Here is a 14,046-nt window from a genome sequence, read left to right on the forward strand (position 1 = left end):
CCCTCGCGCTATAGCGCGGGTCAACGCTGCGGCTCAGCCTAACATGGGTGGTAAAATCTGCAAGCAAAATACCGGCAAATTGCAAGCACATTTCGACCCGAAAATGTGCTGATTCGGATCCTCTCCGACTGGCACTCGGACTCCACAAGTAGCCCACAGCCCGCGAAGAAGGGGCCACCGGTGGAGTAGCGGTGGCCCCTGGGGTGATCTGATCATCGCCGTTTTCGTCCGTAGAGGTGACGCACGGCGGCGGTCACAGCATCGTCCTTTGTCAGCCGGATGCCGTTGTCGGCGGCTTCCTGGCGAGCGCGATCGATCAGTTCATGAACGTCGGGCGGCAGCCGGAATGTGGCCGGCTTCTTATCGACCTTCTTCACGTTGTATGGGCCGCGTCGACGCGCAGCAGGCTTCGCGACCTCGACGTCGATTTCGACATCAACGTCCACCTCCGAGACCGGCTCGAGGGACCGCGAGGCGGTCTCGGGCTTGGTGAACGCCGCACTCCAGTCCGTCTTAGCCTTCCGCTGCGGCTGGGTCATTTGCTGCCTCCCGCCAGAATCTCCTCGAGCACGTCGGGATAGACGCCCAGGTTCGTCGGAACCGTACCGAAGGCCTGAGAGTAGAGCAGCTGGAACGGCACGTTGACGTCCAGAACGTGAAGCCCCTCGACTTCGCCTTCCATCTGCTTGAGCTGGTCCCACGCCTCACGGAAGCTGATCGTGTTCGGCTTGGTACGCGTGAACAGGATGGACAGCTCGATCGGCTTGATGCTTGCGACCTCGGCGGCCGCCTGCAGCGTCGGCGTGAGCCGGGTCGCCTCCGAGGGAGTGGCACCTATCGGCATCACTAAGTGGTCCGTCACCATGAGCGCCTGGCGCAGCGTGGTGGAGTCGTTGCCGGTATCGATGATCAAGTGGCCCTCCGGCCACATCTCCCGGACGCGCTTGCCGAGCATCTGCGAAGGCAGGTACACAACATTCACCTCCGCCGGCCAAACCTCGCCGGCGTACTCGGACCACTCGAAGCTCGTGCCGTTCGCGGCATCCGCGTCGACGAGAAGCACGCGCTGACCGGTGCGCTTCACCAAGGCAAGGGCGAGCATGATGGACGTCGTCGACCGAGCCACGCCGCCCTTGAGATTCCCGACAGTGAGCCTCAGCGGGCTCTCCAGTGGCGTCTGCTTGTCAGTCATCGTCTACTCCTCGTCACGACCTGCGGCCGCCGCGGCGCCGCCCCTGTTCGAGGCGTGCCTTTTCTTCTTGTCGCCGGGCCTCGGCAGGATTTAGCGCGCGCGATCGCCGCGGCCGGCCCTGCGCCTTGAAGTCCTCGTACTCGGGAGTCTTCGCTTCGGCGAAAACGGTCAGGGTGACCCCTGTGATGGTCTCTCGGGACACGTCGAGGTTGACGTACCTGTTCTTGGATTCACCGCGCATCCACTCCAGCGCGCTACCGCCGGATTCGTTGACGCGCTGCAGCATCGTCGATGCGTTGTAGGTGTTGACTTCCATGACGCGGCCGTTGGCGAACGTCAAGGTGGCGCGAATCTTCTTCTGGTTGTCGCGGGCCTGCCCCTTGGCGGCGTTTCGGATCTGCCGCACGAGTTCGGCGTCGGCCGTCGTGCGGCCGTTGGCAGCTTTTCCCTTGGGAAGGCGGAGCTCGACCTGCCGGCCACCCTCGGCCATGTACGTCGTCGACGCCTGCATCGCACCGCCCTGACGGGCGGAGGTATAGGTTCCGCCCGGATCCTCCGGCACCACCGTTTTCTGTTTCCCACCCGACTTCGCACGGACGGGGACCAGACCGCCGGTCTTGAGGCGCCGGCGAGGCGGAACACTGGAGACGCGGCCGGTGGTAGCCAACTCCTCGAGAGTCGACCGGTACAGCGCGCCGCTAGTCTCACCGTTGAGGATCTTGCGCACCATCCTGGGGGAGCGGTGCAGCTCCGCAGCGATCTCCGCCGTCGAGATGCCGCGGCCGCGGAGGAATCGCACCAGGTCCTGCGCGGACCGAGAGTTGTTGCTGTTGTCGCTCACGACATCACCGCCTCGTGCTCGAGTGCCGACTCCACGCCGGCCTTCTCCGCGCGGCCGCGCAGCGAGAGGCGCTGCTGCAGTCGCTCCGGTGTGAGGAATGATCCGTTGAGGTAGCCTTGCAGGCGCAGCCGACCCGTCTTACCGTCATCCCCGCCCCCATTCGCCACCGGCAACGACCAGGACGGCAGGGTGCTGGTGTAGATGGCGTCACCCTGGATACCCAGCAGAGTCGACGGATCAACTGCCAGGGCGCCGGTGGTGTGCAGGCCAAGAGCGCTCGGTCCGTCGAGCACGCGAGCTCGAGCGCGACCCCAAACCTGGGCGGCGAGCTCAGGGTGGTAGAACGACTCCGTCCGAGAGTTGCGCTCGCTGGGCACGTGGTACACGAACAGTTTCCCCTGTCGTTGCATGCGAGCTTGGAATTGCGGAGGAACGTCGAGAGCGCTTGTCGCTACACGGGTTTGATCGCGTCCCGATGAGGCGAACGCACCCACACTGTGCAGCACGATCGCTCGAAGCGCAGCCATCACGGCCTTGCGGAGCATGGGGTGCATGTCTGGATGTTCGTTCACGCGGTCCCGGGCACGCATGATCCGTTCGAAGAAGGTGTCCAGCGGCCGCGCCTTGCGGAAGACGACCGCCTCGACCGGGTCGACTACCCACCCCGCGCTCCGTGCCACCTGGATCTCGGCAGCGTCCGCCCATGTCTCTCCGCGAGCTCCGGGACGGTTGGGGTAGTACCAGCCCTCCTCGACTCGCTGATGACGGACGCCGAGGATGCCGACGTGGTTCCATGTGGAAGGCACTTGGAAGCGCACATTGAACCGTGCACGCGCGTACGGGTCTTCCTCCATCAGTTGGTACGCGGCCGCGCGGTTCAGTCGACGCGCAGGACCCAGGCCGAGCTCGCGACCGAGCGCGGCATACATGAAGCGACCATCGACGTAGGCGAACTCGGTGATCTTCTTCTGCTTGGCGGGATCAACCAGCGGGACGCAGTCTTCATGGATGGCGAAGTCCGGTCCAGCAACGAGGTGCTCGATGTGGTGCTGCCCGCTGGTCGCGTGGATCTCCTCGGCGATGTCAGAGGACACCGGCACGGGATTCACGTTCTTCGGCAGCGACAGCGCCCACAGGTTGGTTCCGGTCGCGGCGGGGGAGTTGAACATCCGCGCGCGCTCGTCAGCAGCCTTGAGGATCGCGGCGGTGGTGTCCCACGCGCTGCGCGCCTGCGCGGGACTGAGCGCAACCTCTCCGAACCATTCCTCGGCAGTGCGGACCTCGATCTTGAAACCGGTGGTCTCGTGCTCGAACCTTCCGGTGGGCGGCCCGTTGTTGATCCAATGAGTGCCGGGCTTCCACCGCGGCGTCTGCACGTAAAGCCAGTGGCGGATACCGGGCTCAGGGTCGGGACGCTTGCCCGTGAGCATGATGCGGTTGGCGCCGTAGCTCGCGGCGGTGTCGAGCAGGTCGGTGAGGTTCGGGTTCTTGCGACGATCGCCGACGACGGGGCGAATAGCCACACCATCCTGAGTAACACCCTGCCCGGACGTGTGATCAACCCAGACGGTCGGAACGTCCTTCGGCACCCAAGGCTTCGGGCGGTAGTCAATGTCATCCATGCCCGTCACCTCCCGCTCGCTATATTAATAAAAGTATATTGCAATTTGCAAGCATATTTCACGACCTAGGGCCGTTGCTTCGGTAATAGGAGCCTTACGATGCGCGGGCCTCAAACTGCGTGGCGCGCGCGCGAAAGGCCTTCTGCGTCTTCCGCAAGCCGGTCTCGGTCATGCCCAGCAGCAGGGCAACCTCTCGATAGGTCATTCCGGCCGCTCGCGCCTCCTCGACCAGGTGCCCACGACGCTCCAGCAGCTCGTCAGTGCGGGCGATCTCCACGCCGACCTGAGAGATCTGCCGGCGAATGTCATCGATACTTTCGTTCACCATGGAAACCATGTTACGGAACATGGATGCGAAACCACCTACCGCGCAGGGTGTGTCCCGTAGCTACTGCAGCTGTCACGGCGCCTCGTTACATTTATGAAGGAAGTTCGCAGCAGTGCGGCAGGCTCGACGAGAAGAGGCATCCTGGCATGAATGACACCAACGCGCGTGGGCGTCGGATCAGCAGCACTCAGATTGCCGAGAAGATGGGCGTCTCCCTGAACACGGTGTACGTGTACCGCAGCAGCGATCGCGATAAGACGCCGGGGCCCGCTCGGTTTCCCGATCCCGTCGCCTTCGAGGGCCGCACAGTGCTATTTGATGAGAGCGCGATCGACGCGTATATCAAGGCGCGCTCCGACACCCGAGGCCGCGCCGGTAGGCCACCGCGTACCGCGCCTCGGCGCACGGGCCCGACCGCACCTTTTCCCGACCGCATTAGGGACTCCGTCGCCGCCGGCGCCGGAGCACCGGGTGTCACCACCCTTAGGCAGCTTGCCGACGCGCTGCAGCTGAACTCCGTCACCTTTGGCGAGCGGATGCGCGGCCGAACAACCTGGACGCCGACCGAGCGGGAACGCATCGCCTCCATCCTCGACATTGATACCAGCGACGCCAACGACCAGGTAGAGCAGCTGCGCGCCCGACGGCGCGCCCAGAGAGGAGCTGATGCTGAATGAGCGGGTCGCTGCCTGACACGCCCGACGGCGTCCACCTCGCCACAGGCAAGGACAAAATGCGTGAAGCCTGCTGGGTCTTCCGCTCACTTATGTGGGAACGCATCTTCACCCGCCGGAGCACAACTGGCCAGCGCCTCTTCTCCCTCGGGATCGTCATCCCTCTCGGTGCACTCTGGTACATCGGTTGGCGCGACGGCGTCCGCGGATTCCTTCTCGCCGCGTTCATTCTGTTAGTAGTCCTCGCCCTGTGCGCAGTTCTCCTCCGCAGGCAAAAGCACGGCGCGCAGACACGGGTGTACGTGCTCAACGATCACACCGCGACGCTGACGATGACCGCCGACGACGACTACTGGACTATCGCCGGCCACAACCGCAGCCGGAAGGCGCCGGGAGCGGGGGAGAGGCTGCAGGACCTGTTGCTGCCTGCGGTGTGCGCGGCGGCCGATCGCGCTGACGTGGGTGTGCGGCTTACCGCCGCCGCACCAAAGCTCGCCAGTCGCTACGCACAGAAGCTCCCTGGCCTCCTCGAGGTGGGGCCGGCCCTTCCCTACGGAACCCAGATGTACAGGCCCAGCATCACGCAACGCCGCACCCTCCTCGCCGACCTCACTGTAGACGAAGACTCGCAAGAGCTCAGCGAGGCGATGCCCCTCCATTATGCAAGGTTGGTACACTCCTGCATTGACAAACCTTCAATTGTTCGATCGGAGACCCGGCATGGTTACAGCGCAGACGATTGCGCTCGAGGACGTCGTCCGCCCGGAGTACGTCACGTACAAGCAAGCCGCAAATATGATCGGCGTGAAACACGACACCGTCCGGGTGTACCAGACGCGATCGCGTCGGATCGAGAAGGAGGGAAACAAGACCGGACTGCCGCTGTTTCCCACCCCCATGCGGATCGAGGGCATGCGCGCCAGCGCTGTTTTCCGGCGAGCGGACATCGAGTCCTACATCGCCGAGCAGCAGAACCGCGCAGATAGCATCACCGGTCGGCCTCCCCGCAACGCTGCAGGTCGCCTCGACCAGGATGCCAGCCGCACTGTCAGCGAGTGGCTGGAGAAGCTCTTGCCGGAGCGTTCCATCAGCAAGGCGGAGGTCGCCCGGGCGCTCGGTATCGGCGCCGGCCCGCTGCGCTCGCGGATGTCCGGCCAGGCGCGGTGGCGCACAGAAGAGGTTACTGCACTCGAGCAGCTGCTGGGGGAGAGGCAGCCAGCAGCCAGCAGCGGCAAGAAGCGCCGCTGAGCGGAAATACTCGACGGCAAACTTCAGGAATCAAGGGGTGGACCTTTAAGAAATCAAAGGGGCGGACGAAGTTCGCTGAGGGTGAGCTTGGCCCGTACGCTCAGGATCCCTTCTTGACGCCGCGCTGCGGAACGGTAAAGGCCTCTAGTTTGGCCGCTGTCAGGCCGTGCCCATCGAGCAGGCGCCCCACGACCTCTGGATCCGTCCAACTCGCGTCTGCAAGCGCCGCGGCGAACGCACGAAGTGCAGCGGCGAACTCGCCAAGAAGCTTTTTTGTGATCAAACGCATGCCGGTGACGGGCGTCGCGTCTCCGTAGGCGATGACTGATTGGTGAACCATCACCGGGATTGGTCTTGCTTGCGGATCGTATCGTTGCCCAAACCACAGCATCGAGATCGCTAGTTGTCCCATGTCGGTCTTACCGATTGCTGGACTCTTCGCGCCTGTCTTTGCCTCAATGACCCAGAAGACGTTGTCGCCAAGCGCCCACAGATTGTCGGGGCCCTTGTCGGTGTCGTGTTCAGGTCGTTGCGAGCCCAGCCCGATCAGCATGCCTGCCCGCCTCATCGCTTCTTCAAATTGCTCGACCCGATACTCATCGAACACGAGATCTTCGACGATGGACTCGACGTCCAGTCGCAATTCTGCCGCCGTCGAGTACCGCGCGCTAAGTCGCTCGGTACACGTCTTCACTTGCGGGGCGTAGGCATCGAGAGGCGTGTAAGCGAGGCCGCCTAGCGGCTTTGTGACATTGGTGTTGCGCGCCCGTGCGAGCGCGATTGTCTGCTGCGCAAGCTGCGGGTCATTCATGTCCGCATACGTAGCTTGGAGCTCCAGAAGGACGCCCGCCATCGCGTCATTCGTTTCGTCTCCGACTGCGGCGGCGATCGTGTCCCGAGCTGCACCTGGGTTACCGTTCTGGGCTTGGACAAACGCCTCTCGCTCTGCGATCGCTGCCGGCCTGACGTGACCAGGAACTGGAGGGATCTTGCGTAAGGACTTGAGTGCGAGGGCAACCCAATGTGGGTCCCGAGTAAGCGCCTGTTTCGCCGTGTCGATGATGCGACCAATAGGAAGGTTGTCCATTTTTGCCGCCATTTGACGCGAGAGCTTCAACTGCGCCTGGGTTGCTGGACTGAAGCTGTTGAAGCTGCGCGGGTCTACGGTGAGTTGCGCCAGCCGAGGACCGAGCAGGAAGACTACGCAGTGATCTTCATTGCTCCGGACGCCACGGCCCATCCCTTGCTCGATGCGTTGCACTTGCCGATTGTCGATTCCTGACTCCGAGCTAACCAATAGTGCGTCGAGCCTCTCCTCCGGGCTGAATGCCTCTGGTAAGCCGTCCAACACAAGGATGCGACAAGCGTCGTCCGGAAGGTCAATGCCGTCATATCTGTTCACCAAGACGACTAAACCGACATGCTTTTCGCCACGCAATTTCTCGACGGCCTCATCGATGTCGTCTTTCGTGGCGATGATCGCTGCGTCCGGCTCCCACGCTGTGGCCCACTTCTCGCTTGGGACCAGCACCACCGTGTTGTATGTCCTGCTGAGCTTGACGATCTTCGCGCGGATCTTTTCAGCGTTGAGGTCGGGATTGATCTCGAGCGGCGCGAGGATCATTCGCTCACCAATATCGCCGGCTGTTACGGGCGTGACGGGTTGCGAGACGCTGTCTGGTTCGGCGCCAAAATCGGTCACGAGGACGCTGTCGTCCGCGAGAGTCGCTGTGAGGAAGATTCTGTGGTTCGCTTCCATAAAAGAAGTCACGTGGTCTATTGGCGGGCAGAAGGGTGTGATCGTCAGCTCGTTGTTGGAGAAGACTGCGCGGCAAGTCAGTAGTACCTCTTTGACGGCGGGCCATTGCCAGTAAAGGTCCTGCTTATCGCTGGTCTGGGTGCGCAGAATCTCTCGCGCTTGCTCGACCTTCGAGCGCCATGCCCAGAACGGCACGCGTACAGGGCTTCCCCGACGGTCGTCGCGGACATCCATGTAGGAGTCGGAAGATTGAGTTTTCAGATCATCCGCGAACAGTGAAAGCAGCTGGTTGAAGGCGGCGTTTTTGCGGGGGAGTGTCAGCGCCAACTGGGTGCGGGTTGTGGCAATCGCTGCATGAGCATCGTCGATCACGACCGACCCGATTGGGGCGCGCGCGCGGGTCGGTCGATCCTTGGAAAATTTGGTACGCCCGTTGACGAGCTCGTAGGCGTTGATCACCCCGATTGCCTCGCTGTTGAGGTACCCGGCTCCGTCAACGTTGGTGGTGGTCGCAATGCCAAGCTTTTCCGCTTCGGCCCGCACCTGATTGACGAGATATTTTGTGGGAGCTACGTAAAGCGCGGGCCCCTCCCCTGCGTTGATGTAACTCTGCAAGATGATGAGGCCATCAATCGTTTTACCGCCCCCGGTATTGACCTTGATCACGATGTCGCGTTCATCTCTCCGCAGATGCCACGAAGTCAGAACCTGGCCCTGGACATCGCGAAGATAGCCATAGCCAGGAGCCTTGGTCAGCTGCCCGTGTAGCTCGCGGGGCTCGATGGGATCGGACTCTTCCGCATCAGCCAGCATGGAACTGAAGTCCACCATTCCAACCTCTCCCTGAGATCGATTACTGATTTGCACGAGCTCCTACGACACGCTACTGGTGCACTGCTGTGACCAGAGAGTACTAACGCGCACGCTCAAGCCGAGTAATGCGGAGGACGTGCCTCTCGCACGGGCGTCCGCGAGCGCCGGGAGTTCGCGACACTCAGCGGCCTTGGAGTTATCGCCGCGACTACCCGGCACTACCTATGGTCAGAGCGGTGTAGACCATCCCCGGCGCGTATAAAGATCAAATCTGTAGGCGGGTGGGTGTGCTTGCGTCGTATGTTCGCTCGCGAGACTGGAAATTCACAAAGGACACGTTGTCGCGTTCCTGTTCGCGGGTGCCAAGGGGGTCTGGAGCGAGCGAACGGAGCATGGCGGTTGGCAGGCCGAGTTCGTCGACGACGCGGTCGCCGGCGAATGGTGTCACACCGTAGCGGCGCTCCAGGAGTTTGCGAAGTAGCTTGGGTGCTTCGTGGGGCACCTGAACAGGTTCACCCTTCCTCCATCCGCGCGCGGAGATCTGTCGGAAGAGTCCCTGCGAACGTTCGCTGCTCAGCACTTCCAGTTGGCGGCCACGCATGACCAGCGCCTGCATCGAGAGTCCCCACTTTGCCTTCATCTGGGCGAGAGTTTTAAGGCCCATGGTTTCGGCGTAATTTCCCGCGATGGCACGCGAGGGTGCGAGTAGAGCTCCGGCGAAGAGATTTGCTTCGCGTTCCTTCACGTCCGCGTCTACGGCGGGTCGGAAAGTGTGAAGGATCATGTGGCCCGCCTCGTGTGCGGTAGTGAATCGGTCGCGATCGCCTGAGGACCCGGGGAAGATTGAGACGACGGCTGTCTCTCCAACGCCGAGCCAGTAGGAGGCGCCAAAATGTTGGGACCTACCCTCGCCGTACAGCGGTTCTTCCTCGCCGGGCAGAACGAGGGGGCACACGACGATGCCGCGGCGCTCCATGGTGCGAACAAGATGGTTGAGCGGAGATTCTGCGTCGAGTCCCCAGGCCGCTCTTGTCTCCTGTGCGATTTCTTCGATGCGGTCAATGCTCAATTCGGCTTCGCGATCGTCCACTACTGGCAGCGTTGGCTGCGGGTACCCAGACCCTTCCAGTAATTGCTCCGAGATCCGGAACGCCTCTCTGAATAGCTGACGTGCTTGTTCAGTGTCCTTGCTTCGCGCGGTCTTCATCCTTCGGAATTCCGGGCTGGCTCCTGGGCCGGAAAGTGGCTTGAACTGGAAGAAGCTTGAGGGCAACCCGAGCGCGTTCGAAATGGCCGCTAGCTGATCGCCGCTGGCCATGCGGTCGCCACGCTCGATCATTGAAATGAGCGGTTGCTGGAGATTGCTCGCTTTTGCAAGATCGGCCTGGGTGACGTTCATGAGCACCCGGCCGTCACGGATGCGCGTACCGTCAACCATTGCCGAGGTCCCCCTCTTCCTCGACGTCCTCGGTGAAGTAGTCGAGGTCTTCTTCGCGCTGTTCGAAGGCGAGGTCGTTGAAAGTAACACCCCGTTCGAGGGAGATGTCTAGATCGAGCCGTACGTTCTTGTTCAAGCGGACTGCGCCAAGAGTATGAACAAGCCGGAGTGTGAATTCCTGACCCTGCCGCTCCCAGAGAAGCAGGAACTTGTGTGAGGAGATCAGCACCTCTGGCTCCAGCTCAAGCAGGCTGTTGCTGTAGTAGCTCACGCGAGCGCGGTTCTTGCCAGTCGGAGGGACTACTTCGGGAGACCATGTGTGGAGCAATCGAATCGAATGCGCCCCGTTCGCGAGCCAGACGGGACAGTTTGGTCCTGTGTCCCTCACCAGCATCCACTCGCCCATGGCGCCGTCTTCTAGCCGATCGAGCTCGCGATGAACGAGGGCACGAGCAACGTGGGTTCGGGTACTGCTGTAACGCTCGATGGAACGCAACGGTCCTGTGGCGCTGAATGCAGCGTCAAGGAGGGGAGCGGCTGAGTCCAGCGCGTCGAAAACAGAGTCGGTGGCCGGCTGAATGGATGCGAGGAGATTCTCGATCTGATCGGGTGTGCTCACGAACGTTATATTATCACGCCATCTAGCACAATACGGTTGCCGATCATATTGGCCTGCAGCAGACAAGTGTTGGGAGCCGTCGTCGACAATGACGATCACTGAAAGCCACCCGCCGAAACTGACCAGTTTCGAACGTCGTCGTGGAGTAGTCAGAGCGCGACCGAGATGAGAGGTGCGGGAGTAATTCGCGTGACGGTATCCGATGGGAGCGGTATCCATCCCCGCTGATCGATACCGGTGGTGGCGACGATGACAGTTCCAGATGCCGAAACGGTGGAGGACAGCCGATTGTATGTGTCGCCGTGACCGGGCGGCAGGCTGTCTACTGACACTCCCCGGCGCGCGAACGCTACGTGAGGGGGTTGCGCGGTTCCGGGTGCGTGGACGACGAAGAGGTCTCCGCCTGTGATGGCGAAGGCGTTGAGGCAGGCGGCGGGAAAGAGTGTCCGCATGCGTGCGGCTGCTTCCGCCAGCGCGTCTGCGGGTTTCCGGTTGATCAGGTCGCGCAGGGTGTGTTGTAAGTAGACCTCACTATCGGTCGTGCCCGTCAGCCGGGCCTGCTCGTCTTCGGTTAGCGCGTGGACGGCAAGCGAGCGGGGAGAGAGGGCGCCGTTGTGCTGGAAGGCCATCCCGTCTCGCAGGAAAGGTTGTGTGTTTTCCGGTGACATTGGGGCGCCCCGACTGGCAAATCGCAGATAGAGCATGCCTACCTTGCTGAGGGGCACCCAGTCCTTGCGAAGAGATCGTCGGGTGTCGATGGGCGCCTCGCCACCGCGCACTGCTGCTCCGACGATTGAGTCGTGCCACGCGGCTCCCCACCCGTCGGAGTGCAGCAGGGAAAGCGCCCCGAATTCAGAGAGGAGGGTGTCTCCGACGGCGTCGCGCCAGGTCTTCGGGCGCACTGCTGTATATGCCAGCATTCGAGACATCGTGTTCCTTCCAATCATTGGATCCACACATGGTATGTTTGGATCCTACCTGGAGGTTCACGTCACACTATGAGCTCGGTCCCCGCGACGCCCACCGCTTCCTTGCCTCGTCCGGCTGCACGACGTATCGATGTGACAGCAGAACGCCAAGCGACTGCAGGGTCCGTCCTGGGGAACCACCTCAATGCCGCAGGGTCAGCGCTTCCGACCGCGCGCGTCGTTGCAACAGTGATAGACCACCTCCGCGCGGAAGAGCTGCACGGCGGTTACGAGGCCGCCGCCGAGCAGCGGCACGCGCTGGAACGTGGCTATTCCTCCGCCGCGGATCTGATTGGCGCCGCCGCGGACGAGGTCGCGTTCTTTGACAGTGCGTCCACGGGGCTGCGGACGATCGTCGATGCTCTCAGACCTCCCGCTGGTCATCGGATCATCGCATCCAGCAGCACGTACGTCAGCCATGCGCTGCATCTCATGAGCGTTGCGCAGGAGCGCGGTCTCGAACTGATCGTCGCTCCAACCACCTCGGACCGCACGACCGATCTGCGGGCGCTGGAGGAGATGCTCAGCGATGGAACGCCGTCGATCGTTTCCGTCGCACATATTCCGACGTCCTCAGGTCTCGTCGAACCGGCGGCGCAGATCGGGTCGCTCGTACGCGAGTACGGGGGTACCTTCATCCTCGACGCGACGCAGTCGGTCGGCCATCTGAGCGTGGACGTGGACGAGATCGCCTGCGATGTGCTCGTCACGACAGGTCGCAAGTTCCTCCGCGCACCCCGGGGGAGCGGGTTCGCATACGTGCGACGAGAACTGTGGGAGAGGATGCTGCCCGTCGCACCCGATGTGCGTGGCGCGGTGTGGTCCGGACCGCGCGCCTGGGAACTTGATTCTTCCGCCCGCCGATTCGAGACGTGGGAGGGATCGGTCGCTGGTCGGCTCGGACTCGGCGTCGCCATTGAGGAAGCTCTCTCCCGTGATGTCGAGGCGACCGAGAGCTGGCTCTGTGATGCCGGGGATCGACTGAGGGCCGGCCTCACCGGCGTGGACGGCGTGACGATCGCGGACCCCGCTTCGACCAGGTCGGCGATCGTCACGTTCGTCCTCGAGGGGGTGGCGTCCGCACAAGTGGTGAGCGAGCTTGCTCGCCGAGGCGTCCGGGTGGTCTCGGTGCCGGCCAGTCACGGCCAGTGGGACCTCGGCGACCGAGGCCTGGCCAGCGTCGTGCGCGCGTCGCCCCACGTGTACAACGACGACGGTGATCTGGAGGCCCTTGTGGAAGGCGTGGCCTCGATTCGGGGGTCTCGGTGAACGCGTCGGCCGATGTCATCGTCCTTGGTCTGGGAGTTCATGGGATCGCGACGGTGGCGAGTCTCGCGCGCCGCGGGATCCGGGTGATCGGTCTCGAGCAGTTCTCCGGGTCGCACGATCGAGGGTCCTCACACGGGCGGACGCGGATGATCCGCCGGGCCTACCCGAACGCCGTCTGGAATGGCCTCATCGATCACGCCTACGACGCCTGGGAGAGGCTTGAGCGGGACAGTGGTAAAACTCTCATCGTCCGCACCGGCGGCCTCTACGCTCATCGTGGTCAGGCGCAGATGCAGGGCCAGGGTTGCGTCGTGCTGGAGGATCCCGAACAGATCGCCGCGTGTATGCCCGGTCTACATGTACCCCAGGGCTACCACGCCGTTTATGACCCTCACGCCGGGATGATCGAAGCCGCTGCCGCTCTCGATGCCTTGACGGATTCTGCCGTTCGCGCCGGTGCCGACCTTCGCTACAACGTTCGCGTCGCAGGATGGGAGACGACCTCGGGTGGCGTGGTTCTCTCCACGACCGATGGCATGATCCGTGGTGCCCGACTCGTGATCGCAGCGGGGTCCTGGGCAGATCGAGTAGTTCCCGTGTTGGGCGGCTTGCTTGAGGTCTGGCGAATTCTGACGCTCACCGCTGCAGCCGGCCAGGCTGCAGGCCAGCCGCCGGCCCTGGGAGCATTTTCGATCGATCGGGACGAGGGACTGTTGTTCGGCATACCCGATGCCGCCGGGAACGGCGTCAAGATCGGGGTCGACGCCGGCCAGGTATGGGATCCGGATGTTCCGGTAGCCCCACCAAGCGCTGTTGAGACCGCGGAGCTACGCGCACTCCTGCACACCTACGTTCCCGCACTGAATGCGGAAGCGAAAGAACTTACCGCCTGCCTCTACACAATGACCGAGGACCGACGCTTCATCCTCGGACCCCTGGCAAACGCGCCGGAGGTGGTCATCATCTCCGCCTGTTCGGGACACGGCTTCAAATTCGGCGCGGCGATCGGCGACGCAGCTGCCGACCTCGCGCTCGGAATCGAACGCCCCGACCTCGACTTCATCTCGACAGCAAGGCGAGGACTGTAATGTCGCGCTCACGCTGCCGCCCCAACCTCTTGAGCGAGAACGATGCCGCGCACACACCGCGCAGATGGGGCATGTCTTTGCCGACCGTTTCCGGGCTCGTGCCCGTCACCACACTTCGCCGGGTGGGCGCCGGCCCAGGCACCCGATTCTGATACGCACATAGCTGAACCCTGAGCACCTACGAGGA

General features: G+C 62.9%; 13 protein-coding genes. 4 read left to right on the forward strand and 9 right to left on the reverse strand.

All coding sequences use genetic code 11. The features are described from left to right. Nucleotides 1-212 precede the first annotated feature (212 nt). From F6B43_RS16750 to F6B43_RS16770, 5 genes are all read right to left on the reverse strand, one after another. Nucleotides 213-539, reverse strand: coding sequence for a hypothetical protein (locus F6B43_RS16750; RefSeq protein ID WP_150450148.1), 327 nt, complete (start codon nt 537-539; stop codon nt 213-215). Then, the gene (locus tag F6B43_RS16755) at nt 536-1,192 is read right to left on the reverse strand and encodes a ParA family protein (protein ID WP_150450149.1); all 657 of its coding nucleotides are present in this window, start codon (nt 1,190-1,192) and stop codon (nt 536-538) included. The genes F6B43_RS16750 and F6B43_RS16755 overlap by 4 nt, the downstream gene beginning before the upstream one ends. 13 nt (nt 1,193-1,205) lie before the next feature. Beyond that, a complete protein-coding gene (locus tag F6B43_RS16760; RefSeq protein WP_150450150.1) occupies nt 1,206-2,033 on the reverse strand; it encodes a hypothetical protein in 828 nt (275 codons plus the stop codon). Beyond that, complete coding sequence (locus F6B43_RS16765) at nt 2,030-3,655, reverse strand: hypothetical protein (RefSeq protein WP_150450151.1); 1,626 nt, start codon at nt 3,653-3,655, stop codon at nt 2,030-2,032. Before F6B43_RS16765 ends, F6B43_RS16760 begins: the two co-directional genes overlap by 4 nt. A 94-nt stretch (nt 3,656-3,749) precedes the next feature. Next, on the reverse strand, nt 3,750-3,983 hold the full coding sequence (locus tag F6B43_RS16770; RefSeq protein ID WP_150450152.1) for a hypothetical protein: 234 nt from the start codon (nt 3,981-3,983) through the stop codon (nt 3,750-3,752). Nucleotides 3,984-4,129: 146 nt separating this feature from the next. On the opposite strand from F6B43_RS16770, the gene F6B43_RS16775 reads away from it, so the two are divergent. Next, complete coding sequence (locus F6B43_RS16775) at nt 4,130-4,660, forward strand: helix-turn-helix transcriptional regulator (protein ID WP_150450153.1); 531 nt, start codon at nt 4,130-4,132, stop codon at nt 4,658-4,660. Between the two features lie 717 nt (nt 4,661-5,377). Next, nucleotides 5,378-5,905: a hypothetical protein gene (locus F6B43_RS16780; RefSeq protein WP_150450154.1), complete on the forward strand. Its 528-nt coding sequence runs from the start codon at nt 5,378-5,380 to the stop codon at nt 5,903-5,905. A gap of 100 nt (nt 5,906-6,005) precedes the next feature. On the opposite strand, the gene F6B43_RS16785 is transcribed toward F6B43_RS16780, so the two are convergent. The 4 genes from F6B43_RS16785 to F6B43_RS16800 form a co-directional block, all read right to left on the reverse strand. Continuing rightward, nucleotides 6,006-8,495, reverse strand: coding sequence for a DEAD/DEAH box helicase (locus F6B43_RS16785; protein WP_150450155.1), 2,490 nt, complete (start codon nt 8,493-8,495; stop codon nt 6,006-6,008). 247 nt (nt 8,496-8,742) lie between these two features. Beyond that, entirely contained in the window at nt 8,743-9,915 is a 1,173-nt protein-coding gene (locus F6B43_RS16790; protein ID WP_150450156.1) for a helix-turn-helix domain-containing protein, read from the reverse strand. Then, on the reverse strand, nt 9,908-10,534 hold the full coding sequence (locus F6B43_RS16795; RefSeq protein ID WP_150450157.1) for a hypothetical protein: 627 nt from the start codon (nt 10,532-10,534) through the stop codon (nt 9,908-9,910). The genes F6B43_RS16790 and F6B43_RS16795 overlap by 8 nt, the downstream gene beginning before the upstream one ends. A 149-nt stretch (nt 10,535-10,683) precedes the next feature. After that, on the reverse strand, nt 10,684-11,463 hold the full coding sequence (locus tag F6B43_RS16800) for a class II glutamine amidotransferase (RefSeq protein WP_170285714.1): 780 nt from the start codon (nt 11,461-11,463) through the stop codon (nt 10,684-10,686). A 69-nt stretch (nt 11,464-11,532) separates the two neighbouring features. Here F6B43_RS16800 and F6B43_RS16805 point away from each other — a divergent pair, with 69 nt between their 5' ends. Both F6B43_RS16805 and F6B43_RS16810 read left to right on the forward strand, forming a co-directional pair. Beyond that, on the forward strand, nt 11,533-12,771 hold the full coding sequence (locus F6B43_RS16805) for an aminotransferase class V-fold PLP-dependent enzyme (protein WP_150450159.1): 1,239 nt from the start codon (nt 11,533-11,535) through the stop codon (nt 12,769-12,771). Next, on the forward strand, nt 12,768-13,859 hold the full coding sequence (locus tag F6B43_RS16810) for an FAD-dependent oxidoreductase (RefSeq protein WP_150450160.1): 1,092 nt from the start codon (nt 12,768-12,770) through the stop codon (nt 13,857-13,859). Before F6B43_RS16805 ends, F6B43_RS16810 begins: the two co-directional genes overlap by 4 nt. The last annotated feature ends 187 nt before the right edge of the window (nt 13,860-14,046 follow it).

It is taken from the genome of Microbacterium rhizomatis, assembly GCF_008710745.1.
Taxonomy (GTDB): domain Bacteria; phylum Actinomycetota; class Actinomycetes; order Actinomycetales; family Microbacteriaceae; genus Microbacterium; species Microbacterium rhizomatis.

Coding starts and splice junctions, on each gene's coding strand:
- F6B43_RS16805 (WP_150450159.1), top strand. CDS start 11,533: ATGAGCTCGGTCCCCGCGACGCCCACCGCTTCCTTGCCTCGTCCGGCT.
- F6B43_RS16790 (WP_150450156.1), bottom strand. CDS start 9,915: ATGGTTGACGGTACGCGCATCCGTGACGGCCGGGTGCTCATGAACGTC.
- F6B43_RS16800 (WP_170285714.1), bottom strand. CDS start 11,463: ATGTCTCGAATGCTGGCATATACAGCAGTGCGCCCGAAGACCTGGCGC.
- F6B43_RS16765 (WP_150450151.1), bottom strand. CDS start 3,655: ATGGATGACATTGACTACCGCCCGAAGCCTTGGGTGCCGAAGGACGTT.
- F6B43_RS16770 (WP_150450152.1), bottom strand. CDS start 3,983: ATGGTGAACGAAAGTATCGATGACATTCGCCGGCAGATCTCTCAGGTC.
- F6B43_RS16785 (WP_150450155.1), bottom strand. CDS start 8,495: ATGGTGGACTTCAGTTCCATGCTGGCTGATGCGGAAGAGTCCGATCCC.
- F6B43_RS16780 (WP_150450154.1), top strand. CDS start 5,378: ATGGTTACAGCGCAGACGATTGCGCTCGAGGACGTCGTCCGCCCGGAG.
- F6B43_RS16750 (WP_150450148.1), bottom strand. CDS start 539: ATGACCCAGCCGCAGCGGAAGGCTAAGACGGACTGGAGTGCGGCGTTC.
- F6B43_RS16755 (WP_150450149.1), bottom strand. CDS start 1,192: ATGACTGACAAGCAGACGCCACTGGAGAGCCCGCTGAGGCTCACTGTC.
- F6B43_RS16775 (WP_150450153.1), top strand. CDS start 4,130: ATGAATGACACCAACGCGCGTGGGCGTCGGATCAGCAGCACTCAGATT.